Source organism: Pyxidicoccus xibeiensis (assembly GCF_024198175.1).
Classification (GTDB): Bacteria; Myxococcota; Myxococcia; order Myxococcales; family Myxococcaceae; genus Myxococcus; species Myxococcus xibeiensis.
Genome location: NZ_JAJVKV010000001.1, coordinates 1,115,657 through 1,132,927, shown reverse-complemented (window position 1 = coordinate 1,132,927; position 17,271 = coordinate 1,115,657). Strand labels below are relative to the sequence as shown.

Genomic DNA, 17,271 nt, shown 5'->3' with positions numbered 1-17,271 from the left:
CAGGCGGGAAAAGGGGGCGCCAGCGTCGGCCCTTGGACGTTAAGAGGGGGAGGTTCGCGGGCATCGGCGCCCGCTGTGGTACCGGAAACTCCATGAGCGTTGGGACTCGGTCGACCCCGCACCCACCAGGAACTCTTCCGACGCCCGGAAGTGCGCGGGCGGCGGATGGCGAGTCCGGGCTGCACGTGCTCGCGGGGGGCGGAGAGCTGGGGGCGCTGATGCGGGCCATGGACTGGTCGCTCACGCCCATGGGCCCGGTGGCGCAGTGGCCGCAGTGCCTGAAGATGGCCGTCAACCTCATGCTCAACTCCCAGCACCCCATGTGGATTGGCTGGGGGCCGGAGATGACGTTCCTCTACAACGACGCCTGCATCCAGGTGCTGAGCCTGGCGAAGCACCCGTGGGCGCTGGGCCGTCCCGCCGAGGAGGTGTGGAAGGAAATCTGGGACGTCTGGGGGCCGCTGGCCGACAAGGTCTTCCAGAAGGGCGAGGCCACCTTCGTCGACGACGTCCGCCTCTTCATGCGCCGCGGCGACTACGTGGAGGAGACCTGGTACTCCTTCTCGTACAGCCCCATCCGCGACGAGTCCGGCCGCGTGGTGGGCCTGTTCTGTCCGGTGACGGATGCCACCGCGAAGGCGCTGAACACGCGCCGGCTGCGGACGCTGTCGGAGCTGGCCGCCAAGGCGCTCGTCGAGAAGTCGGTGAGCGCCGCGTGCGCGTCCGCCGCCAGCACGCTGACGAAGAACCTGGACGACGTCCCCTTCTCCATCCTCTACCTGCTGGAGCCCGACGGACGCCGCGCGCGGCTGGAGCAGACCACGGGGCTGGCGGCGGGGCTCGCCTCCGTCACGCCGCTCACCGTGGAGCTGGCGGGCGCGGGCGCCGCGCGCTCGCCGTGGCCGCTGGAGGACGTGGTGGCGACGGCGCGCTCGCGCAGCGTGTCCGTGGCCGGGCTGGACGTGCTGCCCCCGGGGCTCGCGCGGCAGCGGGTGGCGGAGGCCGTCGTCCTGCCGGTGACGTCCAGCGGGCAGGAGCGGCCGGTGGGCGTGCTCATCGCGGGCGTCAACCCCGCGCGGAAGCTCGACGCGGAGTACCGCACCTTCTACGAGCTGGTGGCCGGGCAGGTGGCCACCGCCATCCACAACGCACGCGCGGCCGAGGACGAGAAGAAGCGCGCGGACATGCTGGCCGAGCTGGACCGGGCGAAGACGGCCTTCTTCTCCAACGTCAGCCACGAGCTGCGCACGCCGCTCACGCTGATGCTGGGCCCCGTCGAGGACGGGCTGGCGGACCGGGACGTGCCGCTGCCCCGCGTCCACCGCGAGCGCCAGGAATTGGTGCGCCGAAACGGCCTGCGCCTCCAGAAGCTGGTCAACACGCTGCTGGACTTCGCCCGGCTGGAGGCGGGGCGCTCGCAGGCCACCTTCGTGCCCACGGACCTGGGCACGCTCACCGCGGAGCTGGCGAGCAGCTTCGACTCCGCGATGAAGGCGGTGGGCCTGGAGCTGGTGGTGCACTGTCCCCGCCTGCCCGAGCCCGTCTACGTGGACCCGACGATGTGGGAGAAGGTTGTCCTCAACCTCCTCTCCAACGCCTTCAAGTTCACCTTCGAGGGTACGGTCCACGTAGACCTGGAGTGGCTGGGCGACGCCGCGCGCCTGAAGGTCCAGGACACCGGCGCGGGCATCCCCGAGGAGGAGCTGCCGCGCGTGTTCGAGCGCTTCCACCGCGTGGAGGGCGCGCGCGGCCGCAGCCACGAGGGCTCCGGCATCGGCCTGGCGCTCGTGTACGAGCTGGTGAAGCTGCACGGGGGGACGGTGGACGTGGAGAGCGTCGTCGGGAAGGGGACGACCTTCACCGTCACCGTGCCGCGCGGCTCCGCGCACCTGCCGCAGGAGCGGGTATTCGCCGGTGGCGCCAGCGCGGAGTCGCTGGGGACGGGGCCGGGCGCGTTCCTCGCGGAGACGCACCAGTGGAACGCGGCCGAGCCGGTGCTCCCGGCGGAGCTCCATCCGGAGGCGCCCTCCGCGCTGCGCACCGGGGCCCGCATCCTGGTGGCGGACGACAACGCGGACATGCGCGGCTACCTCTCTCGCCTGCTGTCACGCCACTGGCGGGTGGAGGCCGTGAGCGACGGGGCCCGGGCGCTCGCCGCGGCGCGGGCGAACCCGCCCGACCTCATCCTGTCCGACGTGATGATGCCGGGCCTGGACGGGCTGGCGCTGGTGCGCGCGCTGCGGGCGGACGAGCGCACCCGCACCATCCCCGTGATGCTCCTCTCCGCGCGCGCCGGGGAGGAGGCGACGATTGAGGGCCTGAAGAGCGGCGCCGACGAGTACCTGGTGAAGCCCTTCTCCGCGAACGAGCTGCTCGCGCGCGTCAACGCGCAGCTCACGGTGTCGCAGCTGCGCCAGGAGGCCGTCAGCGCCGAGCGCGAGCACGCCCGCGAGGCCCACCAGCTGCTGGAGGAGTCGCGGCGCGCCACCCGCTCCCGCGAGGAGACGCTGGCCGTCGTCAGTCATGACCTGCGCTCGCCGCTGAACACCATCAGCGTCGCGGCCGACCTGCTCTACCGGGGGCTGGGCGAGGACCCGGCCCAGGCCCGGCTGCACCGGCACTCGGAGGCCATCCAGCGCGCGGTCCGGCGCATGAACCGGCTCATCGCCGACCTGCTCGACCTGGCGAGCATCGACGCCGGCTCGCTCTCCATCCAGCCGCAGCCCCACACGCTGGAAGAGGTCTTCCGCGAGCTGCGGGAGCTTTTCGAGCTCCAGGTCGCGGAGCGGGAGCAGCACTGGTCCCTGGAGTGCGAGCCGGGCCTGCCTCCGCTGTCGTTCGACAGGGACCGGGTGCTCCAGGCGCTGTCCAACCTGGTGTCCAACGCGCTCAAGTTCACCCCTCCGGGAGGCCGCATCACCGTGCGCGCCGAGGCGGCGCCGGAGGGCGTGCGTGTGTCGGTCAGCGACACCGGCATGGGCATCCCCCCCGAGGCCCTGGCGTACGTCTTCGAGCGCTACTGGCACTCCGCCCAGAAGGGCCGCGAGGGGCACGGGCTGGGCCTGTCCATCGCCCGGGGCATCGTCGCCGCGCACGGCGGCACGCTGAGCGCCACCAGCGAGCCCGGCCGGGGCAGCACCTTCTTCTTCACCCTTCCCATGGAGGGCCGCCCCCGCCGCGAGCCGGCGAAGGTGGAGGCTCCGGCCGTGGCGCCGCTCCAGGAGGCGGTGGGCGCCGGGCCGCTTGAGCAGGTCTTCGCGCACGGCGGGGAGATGGGCGCGCTGATGCGGACCATCGACTGGTCGAAGACGGCGCTGGGGCCGGTGGAGTCATGGCCCCAGTCGCTGCGCACGGCGCTCGGCACCTGCCTGTCCTCGCGCTTTCCCCAGTTCATCTACTGGGGCCCCCGGTGGGTCCAGCTCTACAACGACAGCGGGCGGCCCATCATGGGCGACAAGCACCCGCACCTCTCCTTCGGCAGGCCGATGGGCGAGGCCACGCCGGAGGCGATGCCCATCATCGGGCCGATGTTCGAGAGCGTGGCGCGCACGGGCCGGGCGACCTGGAGCGAGAACCAGCGGATGTTCCTGGCGCGCAGCGGCTTCATGGAGGAGGTGTACTTCACCTTCTCCTACGCGCCCATCCGCGACGAGTCCGGCGGCGTCGCGGGCATCCACTGCGCCGTGGCGGAGACGACGGCCACCGTCGTCGGCGAGCGCCGGCTGCGGCTGCTGCGGGAACTGGCCGCGCGCGTGAGCGACGCGCCCACCGTGGGCGACGTCTACCGCCTGGCCATCGAGGCGCTCGGCTCGAACCCGCTGGACCTGCCCTTCGTGCTCGTCTACGCCACCAGCGAGGACGGCGGGCACGCGAGCCTGGTGGGCAGCACCGGCATCCCCGAGGGGACGCTCGTCGACTCCGCGCCGCTTCGCCTCCAGGACTCCCCGGAGGAGGACGCGCGCACCTGGCCGCTGGCCCGCGTGGCCCGGGAGGGGCAGGCGGTGGAGGTGCGGGGGCTGGCGCAGCGGCTCACGTCGCTCCCGGAAGTCCTCGGGCAGGGCGTGCCCACCACCGCGCTGGTGCTCCCCGTCGCGCGGGGACGCGGCGAGCCGCTGCGGGCCTTCCTCGTCGCGGGCGTCAGCCCGCTGCGGGCGCTGGACGAGGAGTACCGGGGCTTCCTCTCGCTGGTGGCGGGGCAGCTCGGCACCGCCATCGCCAGCGCGCGGGCAAGGCAGGAGGCGCAGGCGCGCGCCGAGACGCTGGCGGAGCTGGACCGGGCGAAGACGGCCTTCTTCTCCAATGTCAGCCATGAGCTGCGCACGCCGCTGACGCTCATCCTCGGGCCGGTGGAGGACGCGCTCGCCAGCCCCTCTCGGACGCTGGCCGACGCGCCCCTGGAGCTGGTGCGCCGCAACGTGCTGCGGCTCTACAAGCTGGTGAACACGCTGCTGGACTTCTCCCGCCTGGAGGCGGGGCGGGCGCGGGCCACCTTCGTGCCCACGGACCTGTGCGCGCTCACCGTGGACGTGGCGAGCACCTTCCGCTCGGCCGCGGAGCGCGCGGGGCTGGAGCTGGTGGTGGAGTGCCCACGCGTGCCCGAGTCCGGCGCCGAGCCCGTGTATGTGGACCCGGAGCTCTGGGAGAAGGTCGTCCTGAACCTGCTCTCCAACGCGGTGAAGTACACGCACCAGGGCTCCATCCATGTCGGCCTCCGGTGGACGGAGGCGCGGGTGGTGCTGGAGGTGCGGGACACGGGCATCGGCATCCCCGCGGACGAGCTGCCATGCGTCTTCGAGCGCTTCTTCCGCGCCAGCGTCAGCCAGGGCCGCAGCCACGAGGGGACGGGCATCGGCCTGGCGCTGGTGCGGGAGCTGGTGAAGCTGCACGGCGGCGACGTCTCCGTGGAGAGCACGGTGGGGCAGGGCACGTGCTTCACGGTGTGGTTGCCCCGCGGCTCGGCGCACCTGCCCGCCGAGGAGGTCGACCGCACGCCCCGGAGTCACGCGCTCACGGGCAATGTCACCCTCTTCGCCGAGGAGGCCCTGCGCTGGTCTCTCCCCGCCAGTGCCCCGCTCCCGGCGGACGGTGCTCCGGCGGACGGTGCTCTGGAGGACGGGCTCGCCGCCCGGCCCGCGCCGGAGGCCACCCGCATCCTGCTCGCGGACGACAACGCGGACCTGCGCACCTACGTGTCCGGGCTGCTGGGCAACGCCTTCCGGCGCGTGGAGACGGTGACGGATGGACAGGCGGCGCTGGAGGTGGCGCGCCGGACGCTCCCGGACCTCATCCTGTCGGATGTGATGATGCCGGGGCTGGATGGCTTCGGGCTGGTGAAGGCGCTGCGGGCGGACCCGAGGACGCGGGCCATCCCCGTCATCCTGCTCACCGCGCGGGCGGGCGACGAGTCGACGGTGGAGGGGCTGCACAGCGGCGCGGACGACTACCTGGTGAAGCCCTTCTCCGCGCGCGAGCTGCTCGCCCGCGTCCGTACGCAGCTGGAGATGGCGCGTGTGCGCCGGGAGGCGGCGCGCGAGCAGCTCGCGGTGGAGGCGCTGCGCGAATCGGTGCGCGTGCGCGACGAGTTCCTCGACCTGGTGGGACACGAGCTGCGCACACCGGTGAGCTCGCTGTCGCTCAACGTCCAGGGGCTGGTGAAGAACCTGGGCGGGGAGGGGCGCGAGCCGCGCCCCGAGGTGATGCGCTCCAAGGCGCTGGCGGCGGAGCGGCAGGTGCGCAGGCTGATGCGCCTGGTGGAGGAGCTGGTCGGCGTCTCGGAGGTCGTCACCGGACACCTGACGCTGGCCCGCCGGCAGGTGGACCTGGGCGCGCTGGTGGCCACCGTCGTGGACGGGCTGCGGGAAGAGGCCCGGCGCGTGGGCAGCCCGCTCATCGTGAAGGCCGAGCCTGCCGTGCAGGGGTGGTATGACCCGGAGCGCCTGCGCCAGGTGCTGAGGCACCTGCTCGACAACGCGCTGAAGTTCGCGGCGGGTGCGCCGGTGGAGGTGCGTGTGGCGCGCGAAGGCAGCCACGTCTCCATCTCCGTGGTGGACCACGGGGCGGGCGTGCCCCTGGACGCTCGCGCCCGCATCTTCGACCGGTTCGAGCGCGCAGTGTCCACGAGTCACTATGGGGGCTTCGGCCTGGGCCTGTGGATGGCCCGGCACCTGGTGGAGGCGCACGCGGGCACGCTCCAGGTGCGTGACACGGAAGGTGGGGGAGCCACGTTCACCGTGGTGCTGCCCACCCACCACCCCACGGTCCAGGGGCGCGACGCTTCCCTCTGACCCGGCGCATGGATAGGGTGCGGCCACGGCTCGCGCACAGGCGGGCCCCGCCCCTCATGTCCAAAGCCAGAGCTCGAGCCCGTCGTCCCCGTACCTCGCGACCTTCCCGTCCCACCCAGCCCCGTGCTCCCACGAAGGTGGCCTTCTCAGGCCCGGATTTCTTCGAGGACGCGCTGCGAGCCGTCTTCCGAGAGGAGCTCGAGGGGCCGGTCTCCGACCTGGCGTCCACCCTGGAGCGCATCGCGGACAGCCTGGCCGGGCTCGAGGGTCTCACCCTTCCCGAGAGCGCACCCCCGCCGCCGCCCGAGCCGCTCGCGCCGCCCCCGCCGGCCTGCGCCGTCATCGGCTGCAAGCTGCCTCGCGGCACGCTGGGTTACTGCGTGATTCACGCGCAGCGGCGGCGGCAGATGATTGCCGACAACCGCCTGCACGCGGAGTGGGTGGAGGACGCCGCGCCGCACAGCGTGCCGGATGTCATTCCGCCCCGGCGCCCGCGCGGTGAGCGCAAGCCGCGGGAGGAGGCTCCCGCCCAGGTCGAGATGGAGGTCGTCCGCCCGGTGGCCGAGCCGCGGATGTTCGTGCGCAAGAAGGGCGTGGCGCCCTCCGTCCTTCCCACGAAGAGGGGCGAGAAGCCCGACGCGGGCTCGGAGTCCCAGGCGTCCCTGCCGCTGAGCACGAGCGAGCAGGACCAGATTGTCTCCACGATTGGCCGCTGGGCCAACGAGTTCAAGGCGCGCAAGAAGCCTCACTGAGCGCCGGGCCCGCCTCGCGCGCCGCCTCCGTCCTCCGGAACGCACCTGCGTTCCGGGGTGACGCGGTCCGGTACCCGCGAGCGGGCCCTCCCCTCTCAGCTCCACCGCTTCAGGTGCTGGCACGTCTTCTGCTCTGGGAGACGGCGCGCACGGCGGCCCATGTCTTTCTCGCTCCGGAGGGTCCGGAACGGGAGGCGTGTGTCTTCAAGGCCGTCGCGCTCCGCAATCCCAAACGAGGAGTCGACATGAACGCATCACGTCTGTCTTTCCGCCGCGTGCTGTCTCACGGTGTCTCGCTGCGCGCCGCGCTGCTCACGCTGGGGCTGGTGCTTTCAATGGGGGTCACCGGCTGCCGCTCGGACCGTGCCGCCGCGGAGCCGTCCCCCACGGACCCCGTGACGGAGACGGGGGACACCGGCGAGGCGCCTCCCAGCGAGCTGGTGTCGGAGGAGGCGCTGGCCGCCGCTGGCGACAAGTGGCAGGAGGGCACCGCGTGCGTGGCGAACAATGCGCCGGACTGTCCCTCGCAGTACCGGGGTGTGTGCCGCACGGGCCGCGCCGCCGGCTGCTCCCATGACTCCTGCACCGCGGCGAAGAACACGGCACGCACCAACCTGCGCGCCGCCGTTCCCCAGGAATGCCACAAGTACATCCAGTCCACGGCCCCCTGCCTCAACGGCCCTGGCTGCTAGGCCGCTCCCGAGCGCCCTGACCGCGCGGCCCGTGAAGTGCCGCGCGAGCCGGTCCGGCGCCCGGCAGGCCACGTCAAGTCCCTCGTGGAGCGTCCCCTTCAGGTGAGTGGAGTCGGGACGCTTCGTTGCCCACTCAGGTAGTCTGGTCGCCTCTTCCTGACCTCCTGGGGGACCTGATGCGGTCGGTTGCGCGAATCGTCTGGCTGGGCGCGGTGCTGTTGGGAGCGCGTCCCGTCCTCGCACAGCAGGGTGACGCCGGTGGCGAGGTGCGCCGCGCGGACGTGGCCCTGCGGGGTGCGGTGGCGAAGGCCGTCCGGCCTCCGCTGGACGCTGTCCATGACGCGCTGCTGCGCACCGTGCGCTTCCGGCAGGTGGCGGTGTCACCCGACGGCCAGCGCCTGGCATGGGTGGAGTCCGGCTCGGAGCGCAGCGGGCCGCTGGCGAATGGCAGCGTCATCCAGGTGCTGGACCTCTCCAACGCCGAGGCGAAGCCGGAGCGCGTCACCGTCTGCCTGGGGCAGAGCGGGTGCGGCGAAGGCTCCCTGGCCTGGAGTCCGGAGGGGCGGCGGCTGGCGTTCCTCTCCGACGCGGGGCTGGGCGGGCCGGTGCAGCTCTACGTGGCGGACATGTCCGGCGGCGCGGTGCGCAAGCTGACGTCGTTCAAGGGCCCCGTCACCGCGCCGCGGTGGGCGCCGGATGGGGACTCGGTGGCGGTGCTCGTCATCGAGGGCAAGGGCGCCGAGCATGCCAAGGGCCCCACGGGCCCGGCCGCGCGCGAGACGGGCGTGGTGCAGGAGTCGCACCCCGTGCGGCGCGTGGCGCTCGTGCCGGCGGGCGGCGGAGCGCACCGCTTCGTGTCCCCGGAGAACCTCTACGTCTACGAGCACGCGTGGAGCCCGGACAGCGAGCACCTGGCCGTCATCGCCGCGCCGCCGCCGGGAGATGCGAACTGGTGGGTGGCGAAGCTGCACACGGTGGACGTGGAGTCCGGCCGCGCGCGGCTGCTGTACTCGCCGAAGTGGGCGCTGGCCGAGCCCACCTGGAGCCCCGACGGGAAGCACGTCGCCTTCCTCGAGGGACTGATGAGCGACCAGGGCTCCAACGGTGGGGACGTGTTCGTGGTGCAGGCGGCGGGCGGCAAGCCGCGCAACCTGACGCCCGGGCTGAAGGCCACGGCCACGAGCCTGGACTGGGTGGCGCCGGGGAAGCTGATGTTCGGCGCGCAGGTGCAGGGCGAGTCGGCGCTGGCGACGGTGGACCCGGTGAAGGGCGGGGTGACGGTGCTGTGGAAGGGGGCGGAGCGCATCAGCGCGGGCGGCGGGGTGGGGGCGTCGCTGTCGCGGGACGGCGAGACGAGCGCGGTGCTGCGCGAGTCCTTCACGCGGGCGGCGGACGTGTGGGTGGGGCCGGTGGGGGAGTGGAAGCCGGTGACGCGGCACAACGCGGAGGCGCAACTGCCGGCGGGGCCGGTGCGCAGCGTGGTGTGGAAGAGCGAGGGGCTGGACGTGCAGGGCTGGCTGCTGGCGCCGCCCACGCCGCAGGTGGGCAGCGCGAAGGCGCCCATGGTGACGATGATTCACGGCGGGCCGGCGGCGGGGGTGGTGCCCTCGTTCAACCCGCAGGCGCTGCTGCTGACGAGCCAGGGCTACTACGTCTTCTTCCCCAACGCGCGCGGCAGCTTCGGGCAGGGGGCGGACTTCGTGCAGGCCAACCGGCGCGACTTCGGGTACGGCGATTTGCGCGACGTCCTGGCGGGCGTGGACGCGGTGCTGGCGCGAGAGCCGGTGGACCCGGCGCGGCTGGGCGTCACGGGGTGGAGCTACGGCGGCTACATGACGATGTGGACGGTGACGCAGACGCAGCGCTTCCGGGCGGCGGTGGCGGGCGCGGGCATCTCCAACTGGCAGAGCTACTACGGCACCAACAACATCGACACGTGGATGCTGCCGTACTTCGGCGCGTCCGTGTACGACGAGCCGGACGTGTACACGCGCAGCTCGCCCATCAACTTCGTGAAGCTGGCGCGCACGCCCACGCTGCTCTTGCACGGGGAGCGCGACGTGGAGGTGCCGGCGTCGCAGAGCTACGAGTTCTTCAAGGCGCTGAAGGCGCTGGGCGTGAAGACGCAGCTGGTGGTGTACGCGGACGAGGGGCACACGCTGCGCAAGCTGGACCATGCGAAGGACCGGCTGATGCGCACGGTGGAGTGGTTCGACGCGCACCTGCAGCCCGCGAGCCTGCCCGGGCCGAAGGTGGCGACGCCGGGGCGTTAGTCTCCCGGAGGGACAGGGCTCTTCGGGTAGGCTCGAGCGATGTCCATGCGCACGCTCGTGCTCCTCGGGGCCCTGTTGCTGGCCGCCTGTGCGGCAAAGACACCCGGCTCCGGCGCGGCTCCCTCCGGTGCCGTGCATCAGGTGAGGCGGGTCACCGTTGCAGACGGCGTGGAGCTCGAGGTCCTCGACTTTGGCGGGCACGGGCCGGCGCTCGTGTTCCTGGCGGGGATGGGCAACACGGGCCATGTCTTCGACGAGCTCGCGCCCCGGTTCACCTCGCACCGGCGCGTCTGGGCCCTGACCCGGAGAGGGTTTGGCGCTTCGAGCTGGCCCGAGCAGGGCTACGACACCGCCACCCTGGGCAGGGATGTCGTCCGGGCGCTCGACGCGCTGGGAATCGAGAAGGCGGCGCTCGCCGGCCACTCCATCGCGGGGACGGAGCTCACCTGGGTGGGCCTCCACTCCCCCCAGCGCGTCGAGAAGCTCATCTACCTGGACGCGGCCTATGCGCGCGTCGAGCTGAAGGAGCTGCTGAAGGACCTGCCGTCTCCGCCTGCGCCGGAGCCCCAGCCCGAGGAGACTCTGTCGCGCGCGGCCGTGTCGGATGCCGTCGCGCGCGCTGTTGGCGGCCGCTTCCCCGAGGAGGAGATTGAGCAGGGCAACGTATTCGATGCGACGACCGGGCAATACCTGGGCCCACGCGTGTGGCCCGGGGCGATGCGGCAGTTCCGTGAGGGCGAGGCATCGCTCGACTTCTCGGCGCTGCGCGTGCCCGTGCTCTCGCTGTACGTGGCGTACGAGGGCTCGAAGGGAGAGGAGGCCTTCACGGGCGTCGAGCTAATGCCCCCAGCCGACCAGGAGAAGGTCCGCGCGGTCTTCCCCCGGCTGCGTGAGCTCCTGTTCCAGCCGCAGGAGGTGCTTCGGAAGCTGCCCGGCTCGAAGGTGGTGGGGCTGGAGGGCGCGGAGCACTACCTGTGGCTGAGCCACCCCGAGCGGGTGGTGCGCGAGCTGAAGGACTTCCTCGGGCCGTAGTCGCGTGGCGCGCTGCTACTCGCGGGCGTCCTCTTGTCGGGCGGCGTCATCCGGGGCGACGCGGGCGGTGAGGATGTGGTCCCTCCAGCGGCCGTCGATGAGGAGGAAGTCTCGGGCGTAGCCCTCCACGACGAAGCCGAGGCGCCGGAGGACGGCGGCGCTCTTGAGGTTCTCCGGCAGGTGGTTGGCCTGGAGGCGGTGCAGGCCCATGCCGCTGAAGGCGTAGTCGCAGAGGGTGCGCAGGGCTTCGGTCATCAGGCCCCGGCCCTCGTGGCGGTGGTCCAGCGCGTAGCCCAGCTCCGCGGTCTGGAGGGGGCCCCGGCGGATGTGGGTGAGGGACGCGTTGCCGAGGATGGGCGCGGAGCCGAGGGGCTCATCCCGGGGGAGGATGAAGACGCGCAGGGAGAGGTCGTTGCGGAAGTCCTCGCGGTCCTGCGCCAGGCGGGTGCGCCAGTACGTGACGGAGAAGAAGTTGGCGGGCCGCACGGGCGACACCGGGTCCAGGTGGGAGCGGTTGGCCTCGTAATAGGCGAGCACGCGCCACGCCGCGTCCGGTGGGAGCAACGTCAGGTGAAGGCGCTCGGTGGTGAGCAGGGGTGTCGTTTCGGAGGCCATGGCGCAAGACCGCCCCCGAGGCTATCGCGTCCCGGGGGCGGAGAGAGGGTGGGTGCGGCTCCAGGGCCTCGTGAAGCGCACTCACGTATTGCTCAGCGAGGAGGCTGCGTGTCGCTCTGCCCGGGCTGTGCGCCGGGCTGCGGCGGCGTGACGCCTTCCTGGATGTCAGTATCCAGGTTGCCGCTGCCACTCTGCCCGCCCTGCACGTCGATGCCGCTCTGGTCCGGGGCCTGCCCCGGGGCCGGTGAGCGGCCCGTGCCCACGCTGCCCACGTCCTGCCCCGCCGCGCCGCTTCCACCCGTACCTGGTGCCGGCGTCCCCTGCTGGGGCGCGGGCTGCGGCTGGGGTGCCGGCGTCCCCTGCTGGGGCGTGGGCTGTGGCTGCACGGGCTGGGGCTGCGAGCCCGTCCCGCCCGTGCCCTGCTGCTGCCCGCTGCCACCCACGGCCGTGTCATCCCGCTCGATGACGATTTCGACGCGCCGGTTGTTGGCCCGGCCCTCGGGCGTGCCGTTGTTGGCGACGGGCCGGTACTCGCCCAGGCCTCGCACGTTGATGCGCTCGGCGGGCACGCCGCGCGCGGTGAGGAAGTCACGGACGCGCTCGGCACGGCGGTAGGACAGGTCTTCGTTGTAGGCGTCCTTGCCCTGCGAGTCCGTGTGGCCCTCGATGAGGAGCGGGTTCTTCGTCTCCTTCAGCACGTCCGCCACTTCGGTCAGCCGGTCCCTCGCCGCGGGCAGCAGGTCCACCGCCCCCGACGCGAAGAGCACGCTGCCCGACAGCGTCAGCACCAGGCCGCGCTCCTCCTCCCGCACCTTCAGGTCCTTCGCCGTCTCGTCCAGCCGGGTCAGCGCCTCGGTGGCCTTGCGCTCCGCCTCCAGTCGCGCCTGGCGCTCCGCCTCCAGTTGCTGCGCGGCCTGCTGCTCCGCCTGCACCCGCGCCTGCTGCTCCGCTTCCAGCTGCGCCGTTCGCTGCTGCAGTTCCTGGTTCTTCTGCGCCAGCCGCTGCGCCTCGGCCTCCGCCTGGAGCCGCCGCTGCTCCTCCGCCTGACGCCGCGACGTCTCCTCGGCCAGCCGCTCCGCCTCCGTCTGCCGCTGCTGGGCCTGGGCTCTCAGCCGCTCCGCCTCCTGCTGGCGCCGCTGCGCATCCGCCCTCAGGCGGTCCGCTTCCTGCTGCTGCGACTGCGCCATCTGCGACGCCCGCTGCTGCTGCGCGAGCGCTTCCTGCCGCTCCCGCTCCGCCTGGGCGAGCTGCTGCCGCGCCGCCTCCAGCTCCGACTCCACGCGCTGCCGCTGGAGCGCCTGGGCCTGGGCGAGCTCCGCCTGCGCCTGGGCATGCCGGCGCGCGGCGAGCTCCGCGGTGCCGTGGGCGTCCGCGGTCTCCGCCTTGCGCAGCGCCACGTACGCCAGCGAGCGCGCCCGCGGCGAGTCCTTGCTGCGGTCATACTCGCGCTCCGCCTCCAGCAGCGCGTCGCGGGCCTCGGCGACCTCGGTGGGCCGCTCGCGGCCCTCGGGGCTGGTCGACAGCTCCTGGTACGCGGCGCGCGCATCAAGCAGCTCGCGCGGCGGCGGCCCGCTCGCGCAGCCCACCGCCACCAGCGCCGTGGCACCGACGAGGGTCTTCCATCCAGGCTTCCAACGGAACATGACGCTCTCCTCTCGGGGTTGGCGGCTCACTGCACGCTGCGGCGCATGGACTCGGCCTGCCGCGCCGCGCGCTCCATGGGAATGGAGCGGGCCAGCGCGTGCGCCAGGTCCGCGTCCGCCTCGGCCTGCCGGAAGCGCAGCTCCGCGGCCTCCTGCTCACCTTCCACCATCAGCCGCTCCGCGTCGGCAATCTGCTGCCGGGCGAACTCCAGGTGTCGGGCCGCCTCGGGGACGCGGGCGGCGCCAGCGCCCTCCGCGGCCTTCAGTGAGGCCTCCGCCTCCACGCGGTACTCATTGGGAGCGGGAATCACCTGCTTCCCCGCGCAGCCGACGACAGTCAGACACAGCAGCGCGGCAATCAGCTTCGGGCGCACGGTTCACCTCCAGCCGTCATGGCAGGGCGCGGGACGTCGCGCCCACTCCCAGAGGTGGGGCCGCGCGGGCAGGCCGGCAATCCAACGGGGCCGGGTCGCCTCCTGGGCGGGCAGGCAGGCGTGTAGGCTCTGCGCCCGGAGGGCAGCTGCCCTTGCCACGGCGTGGGAGGGAACTGGCCGTGGCGCACCCGGAGCGATAGAGGGAGCGGCATGCGCCTGCACCTGGTGGACGGCACCTATGAGCTGTACCGAGCCCACTTCTCGCCCCGGCCCGGCCAGACGGCACCGGGCGGGCAGGACGTGAAGGCCACGGTGGGCCTGATGTCCTCGCTGCTCATGCTGCTGCACGACGCGGCGGAGTCGGTGACGCACGTGGCGGTGGCCTTCGACAACCCCATCCGCTCGTTCCGCAATGACTTGTTCGCCGGCTACAAGAGCGACGAGGGCGTGCCCCCGGAGCTGAAAGCCCAGTTCGACCTGGCGGAGGAGGCGGTGCGCGCGCTCGGCGTCGTCGCCTGGTCCATGAAGGAGTACGAGGCGGACGACGCGCTGTCCACGGCCGCGGCGCGCTGGGCGGGCGAGGTGGAGCAGGTGCGGCTGCTCACGCCGGACAAGGACCTGGGCCAGTGCGTGCGCGGCAAGCAGGTGGTGCAGGTGGACCGGCGCCAGGAGAAGGAGCTGGACGAGGACGCGGTGCGCGCGAAGCTGGGCGTGGCGCCGGCCAGCGTGCCGGACCTGCTGGCGCTGATGGGCGACGACGCGGACGGCATCCCCGGGCTGCAGGGCTTCGGCGAGAAGGGGGCCTCGGCGCTGCTGGGCGCCTACGGCCACCTGGAGGCGATTCCGGCGGACGCGGCCGCTTGGACGGTGCGGCCCCGGGGCGCGGAGAAGCTGGCCGCCACGCTGCGCGAGCACCGCGAGGACGCGCTGCTGTACCGCAAGCTGGCCACGCTGGTGACGGACGCGCCGCTGCCGGGCACGAAGGCGCTGAAGGACCTGGAGTGGAAGGGCGTGCCGCGCGGGCCCTTCGAGGCGATGTGCGACCGCCTGGGCCTCACCACGCTCAAGAAGCGCCCGAAGCGCTGGGCCGCGTGAGGCCCGCGCGGCGCTACCCCGCCGCTTCGCTCCTCGCCGGGGCGGAGGCGGGGGCGTGGCGCGGCAGGCGCACCGTGAAGGTGGTGCCCTCCTCGAAGGTGGAGCGGACCTGCACCGTGCCGCCGTGCGCCTGGGCGATGCTGCGGACGATGTAGAGCCCCAGGCCGATGCTCCGCCCGCCGCGGTCCTCCGGCTTCTCCACGCCCCGCTCCAGCGGCTCGAAGATGCGCGGGAGCTGCTCCGCCGCAATCGGCGTGCCCTGGTTGTGGACCTCCAGCACCACGCCGTCCTCCCCGCCGCGCGACATCACCCGCACCAGGGTGTCCGGAGGGCTGTACTGCAGCGCATTGCCCAGCAGGTTGCCCAGCATCTGCGCCAGCCGGTCCGGGTCCCACGTCCCCGCGCCGATGCCCTGCTGCTCCACCTGGATGCGCCGGTCCGGCCAGGCGGCGTGCACCTCGTCCGCCACCGCGTGCACCACCTCGTGCAGGTCCACCTCGCGCGGGTACACCGGAATGCCCGCGCCCTGCCGGGCCCGCGTGAAGTCGAGCAGGTCGCGAATCATCCGCGTCGCCCGCTCCGCCGAGCGCTGGATGCGCTGCACGTGCCGCTCCAGCCGCGGCTCCAGCTTGTCGCGGTTGAGCAGCACCGACACCGCCAGCGTTATCGCGCTCAGCGGGTTGCGCAAGTCGTGGCTGACGATGCCGATGAGCTGCCGCTCGAAGTCCGCGCGCGCGCGCATCTCCGCCGTCAGCCGCTTGGGCTCGGTGATGTCCGCCAGCGCGCCGGTGAAGTGCCGGGGCTCGCCCCGCGTGTCCACCAGCACCTGCCCCTGGTCCCGAATCCACCGCACCGTGCCGTCCGGCCGGAGGATGCGGTACTCGGCCTCGAAGGTGCCGCGCTCGCGGATGGCGCGCTCGACGGCCTTCTCCACGGCGGGCCGGTCCTCCGGGTGGATGTGGGACAGCCAGTCCTCCATGGGGAGGCTCACCTCGCGCGGCTCCAGCCCGAGGATGCGGTTGAGGTTGGCGTCGCGCACATCCGTCCGCGTGGCCAGGTCCACCTGCCACGTGCCCACGTTGGCCGCCGCCAGCGCCGAGCGCAGCCGCTGCTCGCTGTCGTGGAGCGCCCGCGCCAGCTCCGACTCCTTGCGCCGCGCGTGGACGCTGGCCGTCACCTCCACCGCGAAGACGATGACGGCGTCCACCCGCCCTTCGGCGTCCAGCATGGGCTGGTACATGAAGTCGAAGTAGCCCTCCGTCAGCTCCCCGTCGTTCTTCCGGTCGATGCGGGCGGGCATCTCCCGGGCGCTGAAGGCCTCGCCGGTGGTGAACACCGTGTCCAGCAGCTCGAAGAAGCCCTGGCCCTCCAGCTCCGGCTTGGCCTCGCGCATGGTGAGCCCCACCAGCCGCCGCTGCCCGTAGAGCTGGCGCATCTGGGCGTTGGCCACGAGGAAGCGCTGGTCCGGCGCGCTCAGCACGGCCAGGACGGCGGGCACCTGCTCGAAGAGGGTGGCCAGCCGCGCGCGCTGCCGGTCCGCCTCCTCGCGCGCCCGGCGCTCGGCCTCCAGCAGGCGGGTGCGCTCGGCCTCCGCCTCCTGGCGCTCGGTGACGTCCTGCATCGCCCCCACCACCTGCACCGCGCGCTCCTGGCCGTCCCGGACGATGTGGCACCGGTCCACCACGTGCGCCCAGGTGCCATTGCCCCGCATGAAGCGGTAGGTGCTCTGCCACTCGTGCTCGGGCCCGTCCACCGTGGCCAGGAGGCTGCGCACCACGCGCGCGCGGTCCTCCGGGTGCAGGTGCCGCTCCCACCACTCGAAGGTGTCCCGCACGGCCGCGGGGGCATGGCCGAACACCTCGCTGACGCCGCTCGTCCAGTCCACGGCGTCGGTGCGCGGGTCCCACTCCCAGACGGCGTCCCGCGTGGCACGGGCCGCCAGGCGGAAGCGCAGCTCGCTGCGCCACGCCCGCTCCTCGGCGGCCTGCACCGCGGACAGCGTGCCCTCCACCTGGACGCGCCGCGCCCGCTCGGCCTCCAGCGCCACGCGGCGCGTGCGCTCCCAGCGGACCAGCGTCTGCACCCGCGCGGAGAGCTCCGCCGCGCGGAAGGGCTTGAAGACGTACTCGTTGGCGCCCGCCGTCAGCCCCTCCACCACGTCCTCCGGGCGCGTGTTGGCGGTGAGCAGCAGCACCGGGAGGTGCTCGGTGGCCGGGTTGGCGCGCAGGAAGCGGCACACCTCCAGGCCCGTCATGCCGGGGAGGAACCAGTCCAGCACCAGCACCTCTGGCGCCGGCCCCTGGCCGATGGCCTCCAGCAGCGCCGGGCCATCCGCGAACGCGACGACCTGGCACGCCGGTGCCAGGGCGCGACGGATGGCCTCGGTCTCAGCCGGGCTGTCGTCGAGCACCCAGACCGAAGGCAGGGGTGGCGTGTCGAGTGGTGTGACGCTGGAGGGGGAGGTCACCGGAGGTCCACGCCTTAGCAACCGCCTCTTCGTGGGGTCAATTC

Annotated in this window: 10 protein-coding genes; 6 read left to right on the top strand and 4 right to left on the bottom strand. The window is 73.0% G+C overall.

The window, feature by feature from the left end; all coding sequences use genetic code 11:
• Nucleotides 1–92: 92 nt before the first annotated feature.
• The 5 genes from LXT23_RS04570 to LXT23_RS04550 all read left to right on the top strand — a co-directional run bounded on the left by LXT23_RS04570 (nt 93) and on the right by LXT23_RS04550 (nt 11,033).
• Nucleotides 93–6,284, top strand: coding sequence for an ATP-binding protein (locus LXT23_RS04570; protein ID WP_253978828.1), 6,192 nt, complete (start codon nt 93–95; stop codon nt 6,282–6,284).
• Nucleotides 6,285–6,421: 137 nt separating this feature from the next.
• A complete protein-coding gene (locus tag LXT23_RS04565) occupies nt 6,422–7,036 on the top strand; it encodes a cell wall protein (protein WP_253978827.1) in 615 nt (204 codons plus the stop codon).
• A 245-nt stretch (nt 7,037–7,281) separates the two neighbouring features.
• The gene (locus LXT23_RS04560) at nt 7,282–7,728 is read left to right on the top strand and encodes a hypothetical protein (protein ID WP_253978826.1); all 447 of its coding nucleotides are present in this window, start codon (nt 7,282–7,284) and stop codon (nt 7,726–7,728) included.
• Nucleotides 7,729–7,904: 176 nt separating this feature from the next.
• The gene (locus tag LXT23_RS04555; protein WP_253978825.1) at nt 7,905–10,001 is read left to right on the top strand and encodes a S9 family peptidase; all 2,097 of its coding nucleotides are present in this window, start codon (nt 7,905–7,907) and stop codon (nt 9,999–10,001) included.
• 45 nt (nt 10,002–10,046) lie between these two features.
• On the top strand, nt 10,047–11,033 hold the full coding sequence (locus LXT23_RS04550; RefSeq protein ID WP_253978824.1) for an alpha/beta fold hydrolase: 987 nt from the start codon (nt 10,047–10,049) through the stop codon (nt 11,031–11,033).
• Between the two features lie 15 nt (nt 11,034–11,048).
• Here the strand turns inward: LXT23_RS04550 and LXT23_RS04545 are convergent, their stop codons facing one another.
• The 3 genes from LXT23_RS04545 to LXT23_RS04535 all read right to left on the bottom strand — a co-directional run bounded on the left by LXT23_RS04545 (nt 11,049) and on the right by LXT23_RS04535 (nt 13,665).
• Nucleotides 11,049–11,648 (bottom strand): GNAT family N-acetyltransferase, encoded by a 600-nt coding sequence (locus tag LXT23_RS04545; protein WP_253978823.1) that lies wholly within the window; start codon nt 11,646–11,648, stop codon nt 11,049–11,051.
• 92 nt (nt 11,649–11,740) lie between these two features.
• A complete protein-coding gene (locus tag LXT23_RS04540) occupies nt 11,741–13,291 on the bottom strand; it encodes an OmpA family protein (RefSeq protein ID WP_253978822.1) in 1,551 nt (516 codons plus the stop codon).
• Nucleotides 13,292–13,317: 26 nt separating this feature from the next.
• Complete coding sequence (locus LXT23_RS04535; RefSeq protein ID WP_253978821.1) at nt 13,318–13,665, bottom strand: DUF4398 domain-containing protein; 348 nt, start codon at nt 13,663–13,665, stop codon at nt 13,318–13,320.
• 210 nt (nt 13,666–13,875) lie between these two features.
• Between LXT23_RS04535 and LXT23_RS04530 the strand changes: the two genes are divergently transcribed.
• Nucleotides 13,876–14,760, top strand: coding sequence for a 5'-3' exonuclease (locus tag LXT23_RS04530; protein ID WP_253978820.1), 885 nt, complete (start codon nt 13,876–13,878; stop codon nt 14,758–14,760).
• Nucleotides 14,761–14,773: 13 nt separating this feature from the next.
• On the opposite strand, the gene LXT23_RS04525 is transcribed toward LXT23_RS04530, so the two are convergent.
• Nucleotides 14,774–17,227 carry a PAS domain-containing protein gene (locus tag LXT23_RS04525; protein WP_253978819.1) on the bottom strand — a complete coding sequence of 818 codons (2,454 nt, stop codon included), beginning with the start codon at nt 17,225–17,227 and terminating at the stop codon, nt 14,774–14,776.
• Nucleotides 17,228–17,271 lie beyond the last annotated feature (44 nt).

What these genes read in the sequence shown, in the direction of transcription:
- LXT23_RS04540 (WP_253978822.1), bottom strand. Translation starts at nt 13,291, where the DNA reads ATGTTCCGTTGGAAGCCTGGATGGAAGACCCTCGTCGGTGCCACGGCG.
- LXT23_RS04555 (WP_253978825.1), top strand. Translation starts at nt 7,905, where the DNA reads ATGCGGTCGGTTGCGCGAATCGTCTGGCTGGGCGCGGTGCTGTTGGGA.
- LXT23_RS04530 (WP_253978820.1), top strand. Translation starts at nt 13,876, where the DNA reads ATGCGCCTGCACCTGGTGGACGGCACCTATGAGCTGTACCGAGCCCAC.
- LXT23_RS04550 (WP_253978824.1), top strand. Translation starts at nt 10,047, where the DNA reads ATGCGCACGCTCGTGCTCCTCGGGGCCCTGTTGCTGGCCGCCTGTGCG.
- LXT23_RS04560 (WP_253978826.1), top strand. Translation starts at nt 7,282, where the DNA reads ATGAACGCATCACGTCTGTCTTTCCGCCGCGTGCTGTCTCACGGTGTC.
- LXT23_RS04545 (WP_253978823.1), bottom strand. Translation starts at nt 11,648, where the DNA reads ATGGCCTCCGAAACGACACCCCTGCTCACCACCGAGCGCCTTCACCTG.
- LXT23_RS04570 (WP_253978828.1), top strand. Translation starts at nt 93, where the DNA reads ATGAGCGTTGGGACTCGGTCGACCCCGCACCCACCAGGAACTCTTCCG.